21 protein-coding genes are annotated in these 21,950 nt (G+C 65.6%); 6 read left to right on the plus strand and 15 right to left on the minus strand.

All coding sequences use genetic code 11. The features are described 5' to 3' along the window. The 7 genes from der to ndk all read right to left on the minus strand — a co-directional run. On the minus strand, positions 1–1,384 hold a 1,384-nt coding region (gene der / locus N7573_RS20020), incomplete at its 3' end, for a ribosome biogenesis GTPase Der (RefSeq protein WP_279943266.1). 17 nt (positions 1,385–1,401) lie between these two features. Continuing rightward, positions 1,402–2,610 (minus strand): outer membrane protein assembly factor BamB, encoded by a 1,209-nt coding sequence (gene bamB, locus N7573_RS20025; protein ID WP_121503076.1) that lies wholly within the window; start codon positions 2,608–2,610, stop codon positions 1,402–1,404. Further along, the gene (locus tag N7573_RS20030; protein WP_032130493.1) at positions 2,610–3,248 is read right to left on the minus strand and encodes a tetratricopeptide repeat protein; all 639 of its coding nucleotides are present in this window, start codon (positions 3,246–3,248) and stop codon (positions 2,610–2,612) included. Before N7573_RS20030 ends, bamB begins: the two co-directional genes overlap by 1 nt. A gap of 65 nt (positions 3,249–3,313) precedes the next feature. After that, entirely contained in the window at positions 3,314–4,186 is an 873-nt protein-coding gene (locus N7573_RS20035) for a RodZ domain-containing protein (protein WP_032130492.1), read from the minus strand. A gap of 18 nt (positions 4,187–4,204) precedes the next feature. Next, on the minus strand, positions 4,205–4,990 hold the full coding sequence (pilW, locus tag N7573_RS20040) for a type IV pilus biogenesis/stability protein PilW (RefSeq protein WP_121503074.1): 786 nt from the start codon (positions 4,988–4,990) through the stop codon (positions 4,205–4,207). Then, on the minus strand, positions 4,977–6,182 hold the full coding sequence (rlmN, locus tag N7573_RS20045) for a 23S rRNA (adenine(2503)-C(2))-methyltransferase RlmN (protein ID WP_005409296.1): 1,206 nt from the start codon (positions 6,180–6,182) through the stop codon (positions 4,977–4,979). Before rlmN ends, pilW begins: the two co-directional genes overlap by 14 nt. A gap of 10 nt (positions 6,183–6,192) precedes the next feature. Continuing rightward, positions 6,193–6,618 carry a nucleoside-diphosphate kinase gene (gene ndk / locus N7573_RS20050; RefSeq protein WP_008265389.1) on the minus strand — a complete coding sequence of 142 codons (426 nt, stop codon included), beginning with the start codon at positions 6,616–6,618 and terminating at the stop codon, positions 6,193–6,195. Positions 6,619–6,943: 325 nt separating this feature from the next. Between ndk and N7573_RS20055 the strand changes: the two genes are divergently transcribed. The 3 genes from N7573_RS20055 to N7573_RS20065 all read left to right on the plus strand — a co-directional run bounded on the left by N7573_RS20055 (position 6,944) and on the right by N7573_RS20065 (position 11,316). Then, positions 6,944–7,597 (plus strand): TetR family transcriptional regulator, encoded by a 654-nt coding sequence (locus N7573_RS20055; RefSeq protein ID WP_006431024.1) that lies wholly within the window; start codon positions 6,944–6,946, stop codon positions 7,595–7,597. Between the two features lie 39 nt (positions 7,598–7,636). Then, positions 7,637–10,009: a 3-hydroxyacyl-CoA dehydrogenase/enoyl-CoA hydratase family protein gene (locus tag N7573_RS20060; RefSeq protein ID WP_049399461.1), complete on the plus strand. Its 2,373-nt coding sequence runs from the start codon at positions 7,637–7,639 to the stop codon at positions 10,007–10,009. A gap of 98 nt (positions 10,010–10,107) precedes the next feature. Further along, positions 10,108–11,316, plus strand: coding sequence for an acetyl-CoA C-acyltransferase (locus N7573_RS20065; RefSeq protein ID WP_049399460.1), 1,209 nt, complete (start codon positions 10,108–10,110; stop codon positions 11,314–11,316). A gap of 476 nt (positions 11,317–11,792) precedes the next feature. Here N7573_RS20065 and galU read toward each other — a convergent pair whose 3' ends face one another. The 8 genes from galU to cmk all read right to left on the minus strand — a co-directional run bounded on the left by galU (position 11,793) and on the right by cmk (position 20,079). After that, on the minus strand, positions 11,793–12,671 hold the full coding sequence (gene galU / locus N7573_RS20070) for a UTP--glucose-1-phosphate uridylyltransferase GalU (protein WP_279913537.1): 879 nt from the start codon (positions 12,669–12,671) through the stop codon (positions 11,793–11,795). Then, on the minus strand, positions 12,668–14,581 hold the full coding sequence (locus N7573_RS20075; RefSeq protein ID WP_032130079.1) for a nucleoside-diphosphate sugar epimerase/dehydratase: 1,914 nt from the start codon (positions 14,579–14,581) through the stop codon (positions 12,668–12,670). Before N7573_RS20075 ends, galU begins: the two co-directional genes overlap by 4 nt. A 3-nt stretch (positions 14,582–14,584) precedes the next feature. Then, a complete protein-coding gene (locus tag N7573_RS20080; RefSeq protein WP_049462301.1) occupies positions 14,585–15,574 on the minus strand; it encodes a glycosyltransferase family 4 protein in 990 nt (329 codons plus the stop codon). Positions 15,575–15,577: 3 nt separating this feature from the next. After that, positions 15,578–16,756: a lipopolysaccharide assembly protein LapB gene (lapB, locus tag N7573_RS20085; RefSeq protein ID WP_005416232.1), complete on the minus strand. Its 1,179-nt coding sequence runs from the start codon at positions 16,754–16,756 to the stop codon at positions 15,578–15,580. A gap of 6 nt (positions 16,757–16,762) precedes the next feature. Then, positions 16,763–17,047, minus strand: coding sequence for a LapA family protein (locus N7573_RS20090; RefSeq protein WP_010484569.1), 285 nt, complete (start codon positions 17,045–17,047; stop codon positions 16,763–16,765). A 77-nt stretch (positions 17,048–17,124) separates the two neighbouring features. Further along, the gene (locus N7573_RS20095; protein ID WP_005409286.1) at positions 17,125–17,430 is read right to left on the minus strand and encodes an integration host factor subunit beta; all 306 of its coding nucleotides are present in this window, start codon (positions 17,428–17,430) and stop codon (positions 17,125–17,127) included. Positions 17,431–17,517: 87 nt separating this feature from the next. Next, positions 17,518–19,203: a 30S ribosomal protein S1 gene (gene rpsA, locus N7573_RS20100; protein ID WP_005416230.1), complete on the minus strand. Its 1,686-nt coding sequence runs from the start codon at positions 19,201–19,203 to the stop codon at positions 17,518–17,520. Between the two features lie 198 nt (positions 19,204–19,401). Continuing rightward, positions 19,402–20,079, minus strand: coding sequence for a (d)CMP kinase (gene cmk, locus N7573_RS20105; RefSeq protein ID WP_032130077.1), 678 nt, complete (start codon positions 20,077–20,079; stop codon positions 19,402–19,404). Between the two features lie 197 nt (positions 20,080–20,276). Here cmk and ykgO point away from each other — a divergent pair, with 197 nt between their 5' ends. The 3 genes from ykgO to N7573_RS20120 form a co-directional block, all read left to right on the plus strand. After that, complete coding sequence (gene ykgO / locus N7573_RS20110) at positions 20,277–20,402, plus strand: type B 50S ribosomal protein L36 (protein WP_005409283.1); 126 nt, start codon at positions 20,277–20,279, stop codon at positions 20,400–20,402. A 146-nt stretch (positions 20,403–20,548) separates the two neighbouring features. Continuing rightward, entirely contained in the window at positions 20,549–20,878 is a 330-nt protein-coding gene (locus N7573_RS20115) for a hypothetical protein (RefSeq protein ID WP_125895520.1), read from the plus strand. A gap of 39 nt (positions 20,879–20,917) precedes the next feature. Next, a partial coding sequence (locus N7573_RS20120) for an agmatine deiminase family protein (protein ID WP_279943267.1) occupies positions 20,918–21,950 on the plus strand: 1,033 nt, incomplete at its 3' end.

Genomic DNA, 21,950 nt, shown 5'->3' on the forward strand with positions numbered 1-21,950 from the left:
CGTGCTTCATCAAGCGCCGCTTGGCCTTGACCTGCCGCTCGGTGAGGACGTTCTTCTTGCCCTCGTACGGGTTGGTACCCTCGCGGAAGATGAAGCTCACCGGCGTGCCGATCAGCTTGAAGCGCTTGCGGAAGAAGTTCTCCAGGTAGCGCTTGTACGACTCCTGCAGTTCCTTCAGGCGCGTGCCGTGCACGATGAAGGTCGGCGGGTTTGCCCCGGCCGGGTGCACGTAACGCAGCTTGGAGACATGGCCGCGGATGGTCGGCGGCGGGTTGGTCTCATACGCCACTTCCAGCGCCTTGTTCACTTCGCTGGTGGTGAAGGTCTTGTTCGCCGATTCGTGCGCGCGGTGCACCGCACGGAACAGCTCACGCAGGCCCGAGCCATGCTTGGCCGAGATGCGCACGGACTCGGCCCACGGCACGAAGCCCAGCTTCAGCGACAGCATGGTTTCCGCCTGCTCGCGCTGGTACTCGGTCAGGCCATCCCACTTGTTGATGGCGATCACCAGCGCGCGGCCGGCATCGAGCACGGCACCGAGCACGGTGGCGTCCTGGTCGGTCACGCCTTCGGTGGCGTCGAGCATCAGCACGGCCACCTGGCACTGCTCGATCGACTGCATGGTCTTGACCACCGAGAACTTCTCGACGACCTCGTCCACGCGCGAACGACGGCGCAGGCCGGCGGTGTCGATCAGGCGGTACTCGCGGCCATCACGCTCCAGGTCCACCGCGATCGAGTCGCGGGTGGTGCCCGGCACGTCGGAGGCGATCATGCGCTCCTCGCCGAGGATGCGGTTGACCAGGGTGGACTTGCCCACGTTCGGGCGGCCGACGAAGGCGATGCGGATGCGGTTCGGATCGTTGTCCAGCTCTTCGCCGCTGCCTTCTTCCGGCAGGCGCTGGACCACTTCGTCCAGCAGGTCGTCCAGACCCTGGCGATGCGCAGCCGACACGGTCAGCATCTCGCCGAAGCCATAACGGGCGAACTCCGAACGCACGGTGTCCTCGTCGGTGCCGTCGATCTTGTTGATCAGCAGCAGCGTCGGGCGCGACAGCTTGCGCAGCCAGGCCAGGATCTCGTCGTCCATCGCCGAGGTACCCTCACGGGCATCGACCACGAACAGGATCAGGTCGGCTTCCGCCGCAGCGGCACGGGCCTGGCGGGTGGTAGCCCCTGCCAGACCCTCTTCCTCTTCCGCGATACCGCCGGTGTCGACGACGAGGAAATGATTGTCCTCGTCCAGACGGCAGACACCGTAGTTGCGGTCGCGGGTGACGCCGGGCTGGTCATGGACCAGCGCGTCACGGGTGCGCGTAAGCGCATTGAAAATAGTCGACTTGCCGACATTCGGCCGTCCAACCAGGGCGACCAAAGGCAGCATCGCGATTACTCCAATTTTTAATTTGCCAACCGGAAGGCGGTCAGCTTGCCATCAACGTTCTGCACCAGCAGCACCCCGTCTACGACGATTGGCTGGGCCAGCAGGGCGTCACCGCCGCTCTTTGCCCGTGCCGCCATCGCACCATCGGAGGTCTGCAGCCAGTGCACGTATCCCTTGTAGTCGCCGACCACGACGTAGTCGCCGTGCAGTGCCGGGCCGGTCAGCGAGCGACGGGCCAGTGCGGTCTGCGACCACATCGCCGCGCCGCTGGCCTTGTCCAGGCCGAACACGCCGCCCTTGTTGTCGGTGACAAACACATTGCCAGACGAGACCGCCACGCCACCGGCACCACCATGGTCGCGCGCCCACAGCGGGCGACCGGTCGGGCCTTCGATGGCCATCGTCTGGTTCTTGAAGCTGCTCACGAACAGGGTGTTGCCATCCAGCACCGGCGCACCGTCGACATCGGCCATGCGCTCCAGCTCGGTACGGCCTTCACCGTTGCCCACATTCTGTTCCCACAGGGTGCGGCCATCCTGCTGGGCCAGGGCGGCAACCGCGCCCTCGTCCTTGCCGATGAACAGCACGCCCGGGCCGGTCACCACCGGCGCGTTGCCACGCACGGTCAGCGCCGGCAGCTCGCTCGGGTTGAACCACTTCTGGGTGCCGTTGCCGGCATCGAACGCGGTGATGCGGCCGTCATTGCTGCGCACGTAGACCGCGCCCTGGGCGATGGCCGGCGCGGCGATGACTTCACCCGGAACACGGGCGCGCCACTTCTCGCTGCCATCGTTGATGTCCAGGGCGATGACCTGGCCATCGAGCGTGCCGATCACGACCAGGTTCTCACCGACCCCCGGGCCGCCGGACAGGCGCAGCTTGGCCTTCTTCTTTTCCTTTTTCGGCTCCCAGGTCCAGACCTTCTTGCCGGTCTGCAGGTCGATGGCGTGCACGCCACCGGTGAGTGCCGCAGCGAACACGTGGCCGTTGGCCACGGCCGGGCCCTGGCGCACGCCGATGCGGCGCTCGCCCTTGCCGAGGTTGACCGACCAGGCCTTGTTGACCTTCAGGGTCGGCTCGAACTTGACCAGCTCAGCCGGTTCCTGTGCCTTCTTCGCGGCCGCGTCCTTGCCGGCGAACCAGCCCTTCACGGTGCTGCAGCCGGTCAGGGCCATGCCCATCAGGAGCACGGTGGCGACGCGGGTGATCATGACCTTCTGACTCATCAAACCGACTCCGCAGGGGCGGCAACGGTGCCGCCGGCGTCCATAACCTTGGTTTCCAGCAGGCGCCGCTGCGGCGCTGCCACGTCCAGCGACTTCAGCGCTTTCTCGTACTGGCCCCGGGCGTCATCACGCTTGCCCTGCGCCATCAGCGCGTCGCCATGGATTTCCAGGCTGCTGCTGTCGGTGGCGCTGCCCAGCAGCTTGATCGCCTCGTCACTCTTGCCGGTGGCCACCAGCAGGCGGGCCACACGCTGGTCGACCACGCGCTGCAGGTCACCTTCGACCTTCACGCCGCGCAGGGTGGCCAGGGCTTCTTCGTTCTTGCCGGCGTCGACCTGGGCCTTGGCCAGCTGCAGCGCCGCGAGGTCGCCGTAGATGCTGGACGGGCCGGCTTCGAGCGCCTTGACCGCCTTGGAGGCGTCGTCGAGCTTGTTCTGCTGCAGGCCAACGAGCGCCTTCTGGTACTCGACATTGGCCGAGGCCAGCTTGCCGCCCTGATCCTTCTGGTACCACTGCCAGCCGGCAATGGCACCGATGGCGATGACTACGCCACCGAGGATGCTGGCGCCATTCTTCCGCAGCCAGCTGCGGACGCGTTCACTTTGTTCGTGCTCGTCGAGCAGATCGTCGATCGCCATGCGTACTCTCGCCCCGCCCATCGGGAGGGACCATTGGGATTAATCGAAGGTGGTGAAACCGCGCCTCAGTGCGAAACCGGGACTACGGAGCCTTCAGAGGATACCTGAAAGCGTGCCACGTTGGCTCGCTGGTAGGGGGTCAGATCGACGATAGCGCCGTTCTGCTGAACCTGGACCGCCGAGGCGTTGCCCAGGGTCACCCGGGTCACCTGCCCCGGCGTGAAGCTGCGGCTCTCGCCGGATTTGATCAGCGCCTTCTCGACGGTAGCGCCGTCAGGGCCGCCGATATCGACCCAGCTGTCGCCGCTGAACTGCATGTCCAGCGTGTTGGCGGCAGCCGCTGGTGCCGGGGCTGAACGCGGCACCGGGGCCAGCGAGGCTACGTACGGGGTGGCGGCCGGCTTGCTGGCCGGGGCGCTCGCCACGTCAGCCACGGCGGCCGGCTCGACGCCGGCGGCAGACGGGGTCACCGGCACAGCGGCCGGGATCGCGTCCAGCGAAGCGGTGTTCGGCGACGGCGTCGCACTGCCATCAAAATGACCACGGGTGGCGAACCACACCGGCACCGCCAGCACCGCGGTGATACCGACATACAGCACGCGACGGCCGAGATTCTCGGCAATGCGGCGCGCACGCGGGGTATGGGTATGGCTGACCAGGGTGGGCGGAACCACCGGGCCGACCTGGGCCTGCTCGAGCAGCTGGCTCACATCCACGTCCAGCAGGCGCGCGTAGCTGCGCAGCTGGCCGCGCACGAACACCGGCGCCCCCAGCTTCTGCCATTGTTCCTCTTCCAGCGACTTGACCACCTGGACCGGCATGCGCAGGCGCGAGCCGACATCTTCGAGGGTCAGTCCGGCCGCCTCGCGGGCCTGGCGCAGGCGGCTGCCGCAGCCGGCCGCAGTCTCGAGAGCGCTCACAGTCTGGTCATCAATCACAATGCATCAACCCTGGAGTTAGGAGCCCGCTTCCTGCGGAAATTCCTGTCGAATGCGCTGAAGATAGCGGTCAGATGCCGCCCGATCACCCAGCCGCGCTTCGATTTGAGACGCAAGTTGTAACACGGAACGCGTTGCGGGTGCAGCCGCAATCCTACGTTCGGCGAAGGCCCGGGCCTCCATGAAGCGGCCCTGGCGGAAGCTGAGCTGGGCCATCGCCTCCAGCGCGACCGGGTTTCCCGGCAGCGTTGCCAGCGCCGCACGCAGGTCGCGCTCGGCACGTTCGAACTGGCCGGCATCCAGCGCACAGCCCCCGGCATTGGCCTGGGACTCGGCCGGCGTGGCGTAGCCCGGCGCCTGCAGCGCACGATCGAACCAGACCAGCGACTCGGCCGGCCGGCCCTGCTGGCACAGCCACGCGCCGTAATTGTTGAGGATGTCCCCGCGCTGCGGCGCCTGCTCGGCAGCCCTGCGGAAGCTCTCGCCAGCCTGTTGGGTGCGGCCACGGCGCTCGTCGATGCCGGCCAGCAGCACCAGCGCATCGGGCGACTCGGGGGCCAGCTTCAGCGCCTCGCGCGCCTTGCGCTCGGCCGCATCGAGGTTGCCCACCTGCATGTCGCGCGCGGCCAGGGCCAGCAGGTCCTGCAGGCGCACCTGGCGCCGCACGCTGTCCGGATCACGGACCGAGTAGACCGGCGCCTCGCTGGGGCCCAGCTTGGCCTTGGGATGGGATTTGCAGCCACCGACCGCAACGGCCAGCACGCCTGCGAACAGAACCAGCCAGAGGCGGTCAGGCCGCGGCATCGCTCCCCTTCCCCGCCTGCAGCGTCTTGTTGAACTCCGCCTGGCGGCGGGTGCGGTCCATCACCTGGCCCTTGAGCTGGCCACAGGCGGCGTCGATGTCGTCGCCACGGGTGCGGCGGACCATGGTCAGCACGTTGCTGTCGAGCAGAATCTTCTGGAAGGCACGGATGTGCGCTTCTTCCGAACGCTCGTAGCGGGTGCCCGGGAACGGGTTGAACGGAATCAGGTTGACCTTGCCCGAATCCTTGGCCTGCACCGCGTTGTCGAACTGCCGCATCAGGCGGGCCAGCTCGCGGGCATGCTCGGGCTTGTCGTTGATGCCCTTCATCAGGGTGTATTCGAAGGTGACCGATTCGCGGCGCTTGTTGGCGCGCAGGTAGCGTGCGCACGAGGCCATCAGCTCGGCGATCGGATACTTCTTGTTGAGCGGCACCAGGGTCTCGCGCAGCGCATCGTTCGGCGCATGCAGCGACACCGCCAGCGACACGTCGCTTTCGGCAGACAGGCGGTCGATCTGCGGCACCAGGCCGGAGGTCGACAGGGTCACGCGCTTGTTGGCCAGGCCGTAGCCCAGGTCGTCGCGCATCACGCTCATGGCGCGCACGACGTTGTCGAAATTCATCAGCGGCTCGCCCATGCCCATCATCACCACGTTGGTGAGGCGGCGCATCTGGTGCGGCACGTTGCCCAGGTGGCGTGCGGCAACCCACACCTGGCCGATGATCTCGGCGGTGGTCAGGTTGCGGTTGAAGCCCTGGGTGGCGGTGGAGCAGAACGTGCAGTTCAGGCCGCAACCGACCTGCGAGGACACGCACAGCGTGCCGCGGGTCTTGTCCGGGATGTACACGGTCTCGATGGCGTTCTTGCCATCCACGCCCATCGCCAGCAGCCACTTGTGGGTGCCGTCGGCGGAGGGCTTGTCGAACACGATGTTCGGAACCAGCACCTCGGCATGGGCCTGCAGCTTGGCGCGCAGGACCTTGCCGAGGTCGGTCATTTCATCGAAGTCGGTGACGTAGCGATGGTGGATCCACTTCATCACCTGATGGGCACGGAACTTCTTCTCGCCGAGAACCTCGACGAAGAACTTCTCCAGGCCCGCGCGATCGAGGTCGAGCAGGTTCTGCTTGCCAGCCGTGGGTGCCGACTTCGGCAGCGGCTGGATGGCGGGGGACTGTACGACCTCGTTCACGGCATTACTCTCAGCGCGAAACGACTTCGGTGGCGGCGAAGAAGTAGGCGATTTCAATCGCGGCATTCTCGACCGAGTCCGAGCCGTGGGCGGCGTTGGCATCGATGGATTCGGCGAAGTCGGCGCGGATGGTGCCCGCAGCGGCTTCCTTCGGGTTGGTGGCGCCCAGCAGGTCGCGGTGGGCCAGGACGGCGTTCTCGCCTTCCAGGGCCTGGATCATCACCGGGCCGGAGATCATGAACTCGACCAGCGCGTTGAAGAACGGACGCTCGCGGTGCACGGCGTAGAAGCCTTCGGCTTCACGGCGCGACAGCTGCTTGTACTTGGCGGCCACGACCTTCAGGCCGGCCTTCTCGAAGCGGGCGTAGATTTCGCCGATGACGTTCTTGGCAACGGCGTCCGGCTTGATGATCGAAAGGGTGCGCTCCAGCGCCATGGGATGTCTCCAATGGAATCGGGCCGCTGATGGCCCGAAGGGTAACATGAAAAAAACCCGCGTCGGGACGCGGGCTTAGCCTGATAAACGTAGGCGAATTGTAAAAGATAAAGCGGCAGCGTGGTAGTGCCGGCCGCTGGCCGGCAGGCTGGCGCCCCACGGGCTGCCTGCGGTTGCCGGCCAGCGGCCGGCACTACCCTTTGCGCCCATTCACCCACCTGAGTGAAATCTGACCGGTCCGGGCATTTTTGCTGCACTGCAAAATGCCATACGCTACCGTCTGGTCCTAGTATCAAACAATCGTTTGATTAAGGTCCGCCCGCCGATGGCCAAACCCGCCCACTTCTCGACCAAGGACCGGATCCTCGGCGCGGCCGAGGAGCTGTTCGCACAGCACGGCTTCGCCGGCACGTCGCTGCGCCAGGTGACCAGCCAGGCCGACGTCAACATCGCCGCGGTCAACTACCACTTCGGCTCCAAGGAAAACCTGGTCAACGAGGTGTTCCGCCGCCGCATGGACGAGATGACCGGCGCGCGCCTGGCGCAGCTCGAGCGCGCCCGCAGCGAACACCCCGGGCAGCTGCGCCCGGTGCTGGCCGCCTTCGTCGAACCGGCCCTGGCGCTGGCCCAGGACCGCCAGAACGGCGGCGCCTTCGTGCGCGTGATCGCCCGCGCCTACGCAGAGAAGAACGACAACCTGCGCAAGTTCCTGTCCGACCACTACGGTCACGTGCTGCGTGCGTTCGGCAAGGCGATTGCCGAATGCGCACCCGACCTGAGCAAGGAAGAGCTGTACTGGCGCCTGGATTTCCTGGCCGGCTCGCTCACCTATGCCATGGCCGACTTCGGGCTGATCAAGCGTCCCGCCGGTGTCACCGAAGCGGCGCATCGTGCCCATGCCGCCCACGAACTGATCCATTTCGCCGAAGCCGGGTTCCGCGCCGCCGCACGCGCCAGCGCCCTGCCCGCTTCCCCTTGATTCCACCCAGTAACTGCTGACCAACAAAGGCCCTACACCATGTCCAATTCCCTGCTAGTCCGCCGCGCCGCCGTGCTGGGTGCCGGCGTCATGGGTGCCCAGATCGCCGCCCACCTCACCAACGCTGGCGTCGACACCGTGCTGTTCGACCTGCCCGCCAAGGAAGGTCCGGCTGACGGCATCGTGCTGAAGGCGATCGCCAACCTGGGCAAGCTGAGCCCGGCGCCGCTGGCCAGCAAGTCGCTGGCCGAAGCCATCACCCCGGCCAACTACGAGTCCGGCCTGGAGCAGCTGAAGGACTGCGACCTGATCATCGAGGCCATCGCCGAGCGCATGGACTGGAAGCAGGACCTGTACAAGAAGATCGCGCCGTTCGTGGCGGACCACGCGGTGCTGGCCTCCAACACCTCGGGCCTGGGCATCAACAAGCTGGCCGACGTGCTGCCCGAGCAGCTGCGCCACCGCTTCTGCGGCGTGCACTTCTTCAACCCGCCGCGCTACATGCACCTGGCCGAGCTGATCCCGGCCACCACCACCGACGCCGCCGTGCTGGAAGGCCTGGAAGAATTCCTGGTCACCACCTTGGGCAAGGGCGTGGTGTACGCCAAGGACACCCCGAACTTCATCGGCAACCGCATCGGCGTGTTCTCGATCCTGTCCACCATCCACCACACCCAGCAGTTCGGCCTGGGCTTCGATGAAGTGGACGGCCTGACCGGCCCGCTGGTAGGTCGCCCGAAGTCGGCGACCTACCGCACCTCCGACGTGGTCGGCCTGGACACCATGGCGCACGTCATCAAGACCATGGGCGACACCCTGCCGAATGATCCGTGGCATGAGTTCTTCAAGTCGCCGAAGTGGCTGGATGCGCTGATTTCCAAGGGCGCGCTGGGCCAGAAGACCGGCGCCGGCATCTTCCGCAAGGTCGGCAAGGACATCGTGGTGCTGGACCTGGAGAAGCAGGACTACCGCGCTGCTGATCGCACCGCCGCACCGGAAGTGGTCGAGATCCTGAAGATCAAGAACCCGGCCGAGAAATTCGCCAAGCTGCGCGAAAGCCAGCACCCGCAGGCGCAGTTCCTGTGGGCGACCTTCCGCGACCTGTTCCACTACAGCGCCTACCATCTGGCCGACATCGCCGAAACCGCGCGCGACGTCGACCTGGCCATCCGCTGGGGCTACGGCTGGTCGCTGGGCCCGTTCGAAACCTGGCAGGCCGCCGGCTGGAAGCAGGTGGCGCAGTGGATTGCCGATGACATCGTCGCCGGCAAGAGCATGAGCAATGCCCCGCTGCCGGACTGGGTGTTCGATGGCCGCGATGGCGTGCACGCCGCCGAGGGCAGCTACAGCCCGTCGCGCAACGCCAAGCTGCCGCGCTCGTCGCTGCCGGTGTATCAGCGCCAGCGCTTCCCGGATCCGCTGCTAGGCGAGAAGTTCGCGCCGGGCGAGACCGTGTTCGAGAACGACGGCCTGCGCATGTGGCACGACGGTGATGGCATCGCCGTGGTCAGCTTCAAGACCAAGATGAACACCGTGTCCGACCAGGTGCTCGACGGCCTGCAGGAATGTGTCAGCCGCGCCGAGAAGGACTTCCAGGGCCTGGTGATCTGGCAGCAGAAGGAACCCTTCTCCGCCGGTGCCGACCTGGCCGGTGCGCTCGGCCTGCTGCAGGCCGGCAAGGTCGACCAGTTCGAAGAGATGGTCGCCAACTTCCAGCGCACCAGCCAGCGCATCAAGTACTCGCTGGTGCCGGTGGTGGCTGCCGTGCGTGGCCTGGCGCTGGGTGGTGGCTGCGAGTTCCAGATGCACAGCGCCAAGACCGTGGCCTTCCTGGAAAGCTACATCGGCCTGGTCGAGGCCGGCGTCGGCCTGCTGCCGGCCGGTGGTGGCCTCAAGGAACTGGCCGTGCGCGCCTCGCAGGCCGCTGGCCCGGGCGGTGACGTGTTCGCCGAACTGAAGAAGACCTTCGAAACCGTGGCGATGGCCAAGGTCTCCAACTCGGCGGTCAACGCCAAGGAACTGGGCCTGCTGCGCAGCACCGACAAGGTGGTGTTCAACAGCTACGAGGCCCTGCACATCGCCAAGGCCGAAGCGCGCGCCCTGGCCGAAGCGGGCTACCGTCCGCCGCTGCCGGCACGCCGCATCCAGGTGGCCGGCGACGTTGGTATCGCCACCTTCAAGATGATGCTGGTCAACATGCTGGAAGGCCGTTTCATCAGCCCGTACGACTACGAGATCGCCGAGCGCATCGCCACCGTGCTGTGCGGTGGCAAGGTCGACCGCGGCACCCTGGTGGACGAAGAGTGGCTGCTGACCCTGGAGCGCAAGCACTTCGTCGAACTGGCCCAGCAGGAAAAGACCCAGGCCCGCATCGCGCACATGCTCAAGACCGGCAAGCCGCTGCGTAACTGATTGATGGCGGGTGCCGACCCCAGGTCGGCATCCCTCTGCCTCTGGTAGGTGCCCGCCTTGGTGGGCACTCCGGCTAAAAAATTCGAGAGATCACTGCAATGACCAAGCAAATCCAGGACGCCTACATCGTCGCCGCCACCCGTACCCCGGTTGGCAAGGCGCCCAAGGGCATGTTCCGCAACACCCGCCCCGACGACATGCTTGCGCACGTGCTGCGCAGCGTCGTCGCCCAGGCCCCGGGCGTGGACGTCAACCGCATCGATGACGCGATCATCGGCTGCGCCATGCCGGAAGCCGAGCAGGGCATGAACGTGGCGCGCATCGGCGTGCTGCTGGCCGGCCTGCCGAACACCATCGCCGCACAGACCGTGAACCGCTTCTGCTCCTCCGGCCTGCAGGCCGTGGCGCAGGCCGCCGACGCGATCCGCCTGGGCAACGCCGACCTGATGCTGGCCGGCGGCACCGAGTCGATGTCGATGGTGCCGATGATGGGCAACAAGATCGCGATGGCGCCGAGCGTGTTCGACAACGACCACGTGGCCATCGCTTACGGCATGGGTATCACCGCCGAAAAGGTGGCTGAAGAGTGGAAGGTCTCGCGCGAAGACCAGGACGCCTTCGCCCTCGCCTCGCACCAGAAAGCCATGGCCGCGATCCAGAACGGCGAGTTCAAGGACGAGATCAGCCCGTACGAGATCGTCTCGCACCTGCCGGACCTGGCCGATGGCCAGCGCATCATCACCCGCAACAAGATCGCCGACACCGACGAAGGCCCGCGCCCGGATTCCTCGGCCGAAGGCCTGGCCAAGCTGCGCCCGGTGTTCCGCAACGGCCAGTTCGGCGGCACCGTCACTGCTGGCAACTCGTCGCAGATGAGCGACGGCGCCGGTGCCGTGCTGCTGGCCTCGGAACAGGCGATCAAGGACTACGGCCTGACCCCTCTGGCCCGTTTCGTCAGCTTCTCGGTAGCCGGCGTGCGCCCGGAAGTGATGGGCATCGGCCCGATCGCTGCGATTCCGAAGGCACTGAAGCAGGCGGGCCTGACCCAGGACCAGCTGGACTGGATTGAACTGAACGAAGCGTTCGCCGCGCAGTCGCTGGCGGTGATCCGCGATTGCGGCCTGGACCCGAACAAGGTCAACCCGCTGGGTGGCGCGATTGCCCTGGGCCACCCGCTGGGCGCGACCGGCGCGATCCGTACTGCAACCCTGCTGCACGGCCTGCGCCGTCGCCAGCAGAAGTACGGCATGGTGACGATGTGCATCGGCACCGGCATGGGCGCAGCGGGTATTTTCGAGGCGCTGTAAGGTTCAAAGCGTTGTCGGTCGGGATGTCGGCTTACTGCAGGGCCCGGGTGGGTGAGACTGCCCGGGACACGCCGCAAGTACATCCCTGTAGGCTTGGCAGCGGCATCCATGCCGCTGACAGTCCCGGTCAGCCTCACCCACCCGTGCCATCCAACATTCCGCGCGGCGGAGGGGTGAGCAAAGGCAGGGGCAAAGGCAGGGGTCAGAGCCCTTTGCTGCGCAAAGGGATCCGACCCCAACAAGCAAAAAGGCAGCCATCGGCTGCCTTTTCTGCTTGTGCTTCTGCCTTTGATTCCGCCCTTCCCGTCCGCGCCCGCAGGAAACTGTCGAGAGGCGTGGGCAGTCCGCTGCAGGACCGTTGGCGCCATGGATGGCGCCATCGAGCCCCCATGGATGGGTTTACGGCGTGTCTTGCAGCGGACTGCCCACGCCTCCCCACTTTGGCAGGAAGGCGCTGACGGAGCGCTTGATAAACCTTATTCCGCCAACATCGCCGTCAGTTTCTCCCGCGCCGGCCCTGCCAGCCTCGGGTTGTCCAGCGCGAAACGGATCGTCGCCTCCACCAGCCCCAGGTGCGTGCCGCAGTCGAAGCGGGTGCCCTCGAAGCGGTAGGCATCGACCTCTTCGGTCTTCAGCAGCTGCGCGATCGCATCGGTCAGCTGGATCTCGCCACCGGCACCACTGCCGGTCTGTTCCAGCAACTCGAAAATCTTCGGGCTCAGCACATAACGGCCAACCACCGCCAGATCGCTCGGCGCGTCCTCCGGCTTGGGCTTCTCCACGATCTGCGAAATGCGCCCCTTGCGGCCGTCGAACGCGTCAGTGGCAACGATGCCGTAGCTGGCAGTCTTGTCGTGCGGCACGTCTTCAACGGCGATCACGCTGGCACCACTGGCCTCGTTGAGGTCTGCCATCTGCTTCAGTGCGCCGTCGCCGCGGTTCCAGATGAGGTCGTCCGGCAGCAGCACCGCGAACGGCTCGTCACCGATCACGGCCTTGGCGCACAGCACCGCATGGCCCAGGCCCAGTGCTTCGGCCTGGGTCACGAAGATCGCGCGCACGCCATTGGGCAGCACATGGCGGATCATCTCCAGCTGCTCCTGCTTGCCGGCGCGCTCGAGCTTCTGCTCCAGTTCGTAGGCCTTGTCGAAGTAGTCGGCCACGGCATGCTTGTAGCGGTTGGTGATGAACACCAGCGTGTCGCAACCGGCTTCAATCGCTTCATCGACCGCGTACTGGATCAGCGGACGATCAATGATCGGCAACATTTCCTTCGGAACCGTCTTGGTTGCCGGCAAAAAGCGCGTCCCGAGCCCTGCCACTGGAAAAACTGCCTTGCGAATTCGCTTGCTCATTGGTGCCTGTTGGCCTCACGTGCCGGAAAGGGCACGACTTTAGCGGATGAAATGTAAGCATCCTGTTCGATGGGAGAGAACTCCGGCATCGTCGCGAACAGGATCTCCTGGATGCTGGTCGTGTCGTAACCAGCCACGGCATCGCGCAGGCGCGGGACATTGCCCAGCACCAGGTCACGCGAGAACGTACGTACACCGGCCTCGAGAATCTTCGGGTGCGCGGTGGAACGGTAGTCCTCGTCCGAATAGAACAGCGTCTCGTGCAGCTTCTCGCCCGGACGCAGCCCGGTGTAGATGATCGGAATGTCCTTGTACGGCTGCTTGCCGGCCAGGCGGATCATCTGCTCGGCCAGCACGCGGATCGGCACCGGCTCGCCCATGTCGAGCGTATAGATCGCACCATGCGATGCCGAAGCGGCCGCCTGCAGGATCAGCTGGCAGGCCTCCGGGATGGTCATGAAGTAGCGACTGACTTCCGGGTCGGTGACGGTCACCGGACCGCCACGCAGGATCTGTTCGCGGAACAGCGGCACGACGCTGCCGGCCGAGGCCAGCACGTTGCCGAAGCGCACCGTAACGAAACGGGTATGCGTGGACTTCTGGTCCAGGCTCTGGCAGATCATCTCCGCATAGCGCTTGCTGGCGCCCAGTGCATTGACCGGGTCGACCGCCTTGTCGGTGGAGATGAACACGAAATGCTCAACGCGCGCTTCCAGACAGGCGCGGGCCACGTTCTCGGTGGCCAGGATGTTGTTGCGCACCGCTTCGCGCAGCTGCCGCTCCAGCACCGGCACGTGCTTGTAGGCAGCCGCATGGAAGGCGGTGTCGACCGGATGCAGCGACAGGGCGTGGCGGATCACCGCCGGGTCACCGCAGTCGCCCAGCACCGCTTCGATCTCGACATCGGGGAAGCTGCGCCGCAGCTCGCCTTCGATGGTCAGCAGCAGCAGTTCGCTGATCTCGAGCAGGATGATGCGGCCGGCACCATGCCGTGCGCACTGGCGGCAGAGCTCGGAGCCGATCGAGCCACCGGCGCCGGTGACCATCACCGTACGCCCGCCCAGCCAGCCACGGATCAGGTTCCAGTCCGGCATGATCGGCTTGCGGCCCAGCAGATCCTCGATCGCCACTTCCTTCAGCTGCCCCGGCAGCGACTGGCCCTGCAGGATGTCGCTGAGCTTGGGCACGGTGCGGAACGGCACGCCGGTGCTTTCGCAGATGGCGACGATCCGCTGCATGCCCGCCGCGTCCAGTGACGGAATGGCGATCACCAGCAGCTTGGCCGCCGTCTCCCGGACCACTGTCGGCGCATCGTCCAGGGTGCCGAGGATCGGCAGGCCCTGCAGCTTGGCGCCGCGCAGGTGCGGCGCGTCGTCCAGCAGGCCGACCGGCTCGAAATTACCGGAACGGCGCAGGTCACGGACCAGGGTCTCGGCGGCCTGGCCGGCACCCAGGATCAGCACGCGGCGCGCGGACGAGTCCGACTGCAGTGCCTGATAGTCCTTCCAGGCCCGGTACAGCAGGCGCGGCGCGCCCAGCAGCGCCGACAGCGCGAACGGATAGATCACCAGCACCGACATCGGCACGCCGTCGAAGCGCTTCCACATCAGCACCAGCACGATGGCGACCATGCCGATGAAACTGGCCTTGAAGATGTTCAGCAGGTCGCTGACGCTGGCGAACCGCCACAGGCCCCGATAGAGGCCCACGCGCCAGAACACCATGCCCTGCAGCAGCAGCACCAGCGTGGTGTCGACATTCCAGAGAGGGAGCTCGGGGGCGTTGGCCAGGATCGAATACCGCCCCGCGTGGAGCAGCTGCCAGCATGCCCAGACCATGAACAGGTCGTGGCAGACGATGGCCGAACGCGGCATCAGGCCGAGGATTCTGTCCCGCCAGGGTGAAGCCATAAGTCAGGTATTTCCTTTTGGGTGGCGCAATCCATTGCGCAGGAGGAGCCAGAGGACGCTCAGCGCAATGAACCACGCGAACGCCACGGCAGCCTCCCACCTCGGCTGCAAATTGGAGCAGACATTAAGCACTGTAATACTGAACAGGCCCAAAGCAAAGTACATCCCTGTTACCTGGGCGTGACTGGCTCCTGCCTGCACCGCGCGCTGGTAGACATGCTGGGTATGGGGTTCCATCCAGCGTTGTCCCGAAATGATGCGCGCCAGCAGTGTGAAGCCTGCGTCCACAAGGAACGGCGATGCCGACACCAGCAGCAGGATCCAGTGGATGTCGGTCTTGACGCTGGCCAGTGCCAGCACTGCCGCCACCGCGTAGCCCAGCGCGCCACTTCCGACATCGCCCATGAAGATCCGGGCCCGCGGGAAGTTGAACGGCAGGAAGCCCAGGCAGGCCAGGCCCAACGCGACCGCCGCCAGCGAGTACGGCCAGGGCAGCAGCGGCGCCAGCCCCAGCGCGACCACAATGGCCTGGCTGGCCGCGATGCCGTTGATCCCATCCATGAAATTCCAGATGTTGATCAGCGAGGCGGTGAACAGCAGGACCAGCACGGCCAGCAGCCAGCTGCCACCGTGGACCTTGACCAGCGCGGCCAGCAGCGCGGCGGCGATGAAGTGCACCATCAGGCGGCGCATGGCCGGCAGCGGCCGGTGGTCGTCCCACCAGCCGATACCCGCCACCAGCGCCAGGCCAAGGCTGGCGACCAGCAGGCTCGGACGCGCTTCGGGCCAGGCCCACATGGCAACACCGGCGGTCACCAGCAGGCTGATGACAATGGCGATGCCGCCGCCGCGGGGTGTCGCCACGCTATGGCTGCGGCGCTCGCCCGGCTGGTCAAACAGTTGCCGGCGCAGCGCGTAACCCCGCGCCGCCCAGGTCAGTGCCGCACTCAGCAGGGCCAGGCCCAGCAGCGCGCCCATCACGAGCCACGGCATGGATCAGAGCACCGCGTAGTTCAGCAGCGGCTTGACCGTACCCCACTCCTTGCAGCTCGGGCACTGCCAGTGGTGGGTGCGCGCACCGAAACCACAACGGGTGCAGCGATAGGCCGGATTGCGCACCAGCAACTGGTCGGTGATGTGCTTCAGGTCGTGCAGGGTCGCCGTGGAATCGGCGCCTTCAGCCAGGGTCAGGTCGATCAGCGCGGACTCGCCACGCACCGACGGGCGATCCTTGAGCTGGCGGCCCAGGTAGGCACGGGCCGGCGCCACGCCCTCCTGCTCTTCCATCAGGCGGGTCAGCGCCAGCACCGGGGCGATGCCGCGGTAGTGCTCGGTCATCTCCGACAGGAAGGCGCGCGCGCCCGCCAGATCGCCGACCTTGCGGTAGTTCTGCATCAGTGCCGGCAGCAGCTCCGGCAGGTACTCCGGATCGTTGCGCGCGGCACGCTCGAAGGCGCGCACGGCCGCTTCCGGATTGCCGGCATCGGTTTCCAGGCGGCCTTCAATGATGCCGGCACGCACCGACATCGCATCGGCCTGGTAAGCCCGGGCAATCGCTGCCCTCGCCTCTTCCAGCTTGCCAGCACCGCGGAAGCGTTCGGCCAGTTCGCACTCGAACTGCCCGATCAGCTTGCCCATCGGCTCGCCGGTGACGTCCTCGAAACGGGTCGCGTTGTCGATCGCCTTTTCCCAATCGCGCTCGGCCTGGTAGATACCGATCAGGTGCTTGAGTGCCTGCGGAGCACGCTGATCCAGCTGGGCCAGTTCGGTGAACACGGTCTCGGCGCGGTCCAGCAGGCCGGACTTCATGTAGTCCTCGCCCAGTGCCAGCAGCGCCTGCACGCGTTGCGCATCGCTGAGGTCGTGGCGGTTGACCAGGCCCTGGTGCAGGCGGATGGCGCGGTCGACTTCGCCGCGGCGGCGGAACAGGTGGCCCAGCGCGACCTGGGTCTCGAAGGTTTCCTTGTCCAGCTCGGCGATGTGCAGGAACAGCTCGATGGCCTTGTCCGGCTGCTCGTTGAGCAGGTAGTTCAGGCCGCGGAAGTAGGTGCTGGACAGGCGGCTGACCTGGCTGTCACCGTGGCGTTGACCACCACGCCGTCCGATCACCCACCCGGCCAGTGCGGCCAGCGGAACGAACAGGAAGAACCAGAACCACTCGGTGACGAAATCCATCTTCGATCAGCGTCCATCAAAAGATTGGGGGGAAGCAACCGGTGCCGGCGTGGCGACAGCGGACTTGTTGGCGCGGCGCAACTGGCTGTAGAGCGGAATGACCACGCTCACCAGCACCAGGCCGGCACCGACGATGACACCCACCAGCAGCGCGGCGATCAGGGCCACGCCCACCGAGGTATGCAGTTGGGTAAACAGCAGGTTGATCGACATCGCGGTCATGTTGACCGCACCGATGATCAACCCAAGGATCAGAACCGCCAGCAGGACCAGCAGACGAAAAACCTTCATGCGACAGCTCCAGTGGCAGGAGTCCGTAGCTTATCCGACTCGCGGCTGGATTCGCACGCGGTGGCGCGACGGGAAGCTCAGGCCGGATCGGCGTCCAGCGGCAGCACACTGCTGACCCGCTCACGCAGTTCCTTGCCCGGCTTGAAATGAGGGACGTGCTTGCCCGGCAGGGCAACCGATTCGCCGGTCTTCGGGTTGCGACCCAGGCGCGGCGGACGATAGTGCAGCGAGAAGCTGCCAAAACCACGGATTTCGATGCGATCCCCGGCGGACAGCGATCCGCCCATCATTTCCAGCAACGACTTCACCGCCAGATCGACATCATCGGCCTTCAGGTGCGCCTGGCGGCGCGCAAGGATTTCGATCAGTTCGGATTTGGTCATTACCGGCTCACATCAGGGGTATCTCAGCCTGAAACGGCCCGGGCAATGCCCGGGCCGTCCAGGAAACAACAAACAGCGTAAGGCCGATTACTCGGACTTGTTGCCGTTCAGCTGTGCACGCAGCAGCGCGCCCAGCTGGGTGGTGCCGCTGGAAGCCGAAGAGGACTGGTATTCCTCCAGCACTTCGCGCATTTCAGCGTCGTCCTTGGCCTTGATCGACAGCTGCAGGGTACGGCCCTTGCGGTCCATGCCCACGAACTTGGCTTCGACCTTGTCGCCGACCTTCAGGTGCTGGGTGGCATCGTCAACGCGCTCGTTGGCGATGTCGCGTGCCGAGACGTAACCTTCGATGCCGTCAGCCAGCTCGATGATCGCGCCCTTGGCGTCGACTTCCTTCACCACGCCTTCGACCTTGGAGCCCTTCGGATTGGCAGCCATGTACTGGCCGAACGGATCCTGCTCCAGCTGCTTCACGCCCAGGGAGATGCGCTCGCGCTCCGGATCGACAGCCAGGACGACGGCGTCCAGGGTATCGCCCTTCTTGAAGTTGCGAACGACGTCTTCGCCGGTGGTGTTCCAGCTGATGTCGGACAGGTGGACCAGGCCGTCGATGCCGCCGTCCAGGCCGATGAAGATGCCGAAGTCGGTGATCGACTTGATCTGGCCCGACACCTTGTCACCCTTCTTGTGGGTGGCAGCGAAGGTTTCCCACGGATTGGCGGCAACCTGCTTCATGCCCAGCGAGATACGGCGACGCTCTTCATCGACGTCCAGCACCATCACTTCGACTTCATCACCAACCTGGACAACCTTGGACGGGTTGACGTTCTTGTTGGTCCAATCCATCTCGGAGACGTGCACCAGGCCTTCGACGCCCGGCTCGATCTCAACGAACGCACCGTAATCGGTGACGTTGGAGACCTTGCCGAAGACGCGGCTGTTGGCCGGGTAACGACGGCCGATGTTGTCCCACGGATCCTCGCCCAGCTGCTTCAGGCCCAGCGAAACGCGGTTGCGCTCGCGGTCGAACTTCAGCACGCGGACGTCCAGCTCGTCGCCGACGTTCACGACTTCCGACGGGTGACGCACGCGCTTCCACGCCATGTCGGTGATGTGCAGCAGGCCGTCGATACCGCCCAGGTCCACGAACGCGCCGTAATCGGTCAGGTTCTTGACGACACCCTTCAGGATCGCGCCTTCCTGCAGCTTGTCCATCAGCTGCTCGCGCTCTTCCGAGTGCTCGCTTTCGACGACAGCGCGGCGCGAGACCACGACGTTGTTACGCTTGCGGTCCAGCTTGATGAGCTTGAACTCGAGTTCCTTGCCTTCCAGGTAGGCCGGATCGCGCACCGGGCGCACATCGACCAGGGAACCCGGCAGGAAGGCGCGGACATCCTTGATGTCCACGGTGAAACCACCCTTGACCTTGCCGCTGATGCGACCGGTGATGGTTTCGTTCTTTTCCAACGCTTCTTCCAGCTCGTCCCACACCATCGCGCGCTTGGCCTTCTCGCGCGACAGGACGGTTTCGCCGAAGCCGTTCTCGATCGAGTCGAGGGCGACCTTGACGATGTCGCCTTCGGCGACGTCGATTTCGCCAGCGTCGTTACGGAACTGTTCGATCGGCACGATGCCTTCGGACTTCAGGCCAGCGTTGATCACCACGACGTCGCCGCGGACTTCAACAACGGTACCGCTGACGATGGCGCCCGGCTTCAGCTTGGCCAGATTGGCCTGGCTGGCTTCAAACAGTTCGGCAAATGATTCGGTCATTAGATTTACTCTGTTGGACACATGGGTCGGTGGCGTCCCCTTCAGGGGAATGGCGACCGCCCGCCTGTTGGTCGACCCCGGAAACGCAGGTCGTGTGTAGTAGGAAAACCGCCACGCATCATTGCGCGACGGAGCTGGTACAGCACTGCTATGCGCGACCACCACCGATGCTGCTGGCAGTGCTCCCGCGCGAACGGATCAGGCAGCCGGAACCGGAAGCAGATCCATCACTCTGGCAACGACATCTGCGATGCCGATGCCTGTGGTGTCGATGAGGACAGCATCGTCTGCCGGCTTCAGGGGCGCCACGGTACGCTGAGCATCACGGGCGTCGCGGGCCATGATCTCGCGCAGGAGGTCATCAAAGTTAACAGAAACCCCCTTGTCTTTCAACTGCTTATGCCGGCGCTCGGCGCGCTCCTCGGCACTGGCGGTCAGGAAGACCTTGTAGGAGGCGTCCGGGAAGATCACCGTGCCCATGTCGCGGCCATCGGCGACCAGGCCGGGCAGCTCCCTGAATGCGCGCTGGCGCTCCTTCAGGGCAGCCCGGACCTCGGGAATGGCGGCGATGGCCGAGGCCAGCGCGCCGGTGGTCTCCAGGCGCAGCTCGTCGGTGGCATCGGTCCCGTTCACCATGACCCGCATGGCTTCACCCTGCTCGACAAACTGAACGTGGGTATCAAAGGTGCAGCGGACCAGCGCCGAGGCATCGGAGGTATCGATGTCGGCCCAGCTCGCGGCCACGCCCACTGCCCGGTACAGCGCGCCCGAATCCAGGTAATGCCAGCCCATCCGGCGCGCGATGATGCGGCTGATGGTACCCTTGCCAGCCCCTGAAGGGCCGTCGATGGTCAGGACGGGAGCGAGTGGATTCATGGGGTTCCCAGAGCGTGTGAAGGGGTCATTCTAGCCCCTGTCAGACGCCCCCAATGGGATCTTTTGTGCAACCACTTGAAACCACGAGGAAAAGCCCGGTAGAATGGCGGGCTTGAACGAGCGTCAACTGCCGATTGTCTTTCGCATATCGCGGCCACGCTCCACCCGAACAACTACTGTTTACGCCGAGGTATGCCATGAAAGTCCTGTCCTCCCTGAAGTCGGCGAAGGCCCGTCACCGTGACTGCAAGGTCGTGCGTCGTCGTGGCAAGATCTTCGTCATCTGCAAGTCGAACCCGCGTTTCAAGGCGCGTCAGCGCTAAGCCCAACAGCCTTCGCGGCTGCGGCTGGCCCTACGCGGGGCCGACCCGATGCAAAAAGCCGCCTTCGGGCGGTTTTTTGTTTATGCGGCTTTTTCCTGCCGTTTTTGCTGTAATCGCCTTTCTTGACCACTGGGGAGTAGATCGAGATGAAGCGTTACCTGTCCGCCCTGGCCGTGATGGCCACCCTGGCCACCGCCACGCCGGCGCTGGCCGATACCCTGCTTGTCGACCGTGCCCGCGAGAAGCCGGCCGGTGCTCTGCCCGTGCGCGGCCAGAGCATGCAGCAGGTACAGGCGCAGTTCGGCGCGCCGAGCGAGCAGCTGCAGCCGCGTGGCGGGCAGAAGCGGCAATGGCCGACCATCAACCGCTGGGTGTACCCGCAGTTCACCGTCTACTTCGAGAAGCAGAAGGTGATCGACGTGGTGGCCAACCAGGCGGACCCGAACGAAATCGGCCCGAAACCGCCGATCCGTTGATCCCTTTACCCGCCCTGGGCGGGCCTGTGTAGCGAGACCATGAACCAGACCCTTCGTTTTCCTGCCGAGTGGGAAGCCCAGAGCGGCGTCCTGATTGCCTGGCCCACCGCCGACACCGACTGGGCCGACCGCCTGGGCCAGGTGGAAGAGACCTACATCGCCCTGGTCGCGGCCATCACCCGCTTCCAGCCGGTGCTGATCTGCGTGGCCGACGACGATGTGGAGACCTATGCCGAGATGCGGCTGCGCTCCAACCGCATCGACATGGACAAGGTCCACTTCACCACGGCGGCCTACGACGATACCTGGTTGCGCGACTCCGGCCCGATCACCCTGCGCCGTGCCGACGGCGGCTTCCAGCTGCTGGATTTCCGCTTCACCGGCTGGGGCGGCAAGTTCGACGCCACCCTGGATGACCAGCTGGTGGGCGTGCTCGACCAGGCCGGCGTGTTCAACGACGCACCGGTGCGCAGCATTCCGTTCGCGCTGGAAGGCGGCGGCATCGAAACCGATGGCGAAGGCACCCTGCTGACCACCTGGAAGTGCCTGCACGAGCGCCACCCGGACCGCGACCGCGCCAGCCTGAGCGCCGACCTGGCCGACTGGCTGCAGCAGGACCGCGTGCTGTGGCTGGACCACGGCTACCTGGAAGGCGACGACACCGACGCGCACATCGATACCCTCGCCCGCTTCGCCTCGGCTGACAGCATCGTCTACCAGGCCTGCGACGACGAGAGCGACTCGCACTACGCCGAACTGCAGGCGATGGGCAATGAGCTGGCCGCGCTGCGCACCAAGGACGGCCAGCCGTACCGCCTGTTCCCGCTGCCGTGGGCACAGCCGGTGATCGACGAAGGCCGCCGCCTGGCGGCGTCGTACGCCAACTACCTGATCGTCAACGGCGCGGTGCTGATGCCGGCCTATGGCGATCCGGCCGATGACCTGGCCCGCGACGTGCTGGCACAGGCGCACCCGGGCCGCGAAATCGTGCAGGTGCCCTGCCGCTCGCTGATCTGGCAGAACGGCAGCCTGCACTGCATCACCATGCAGCTGCCGGCAGGGTTGTTGAAGG

Origin of the sequence: Stenotrophomonas sp. GD04054, from assembly GCF_029836955.1 — a bacterium.
Taxonomy (GTDB): Bacteria; Pseudomonadota; Gammaproteobacteria; order Xanthomonadales; family Xanthomonadaceae; genus Stenotrophomonas; species Stenotrophomonas maltophilia_A.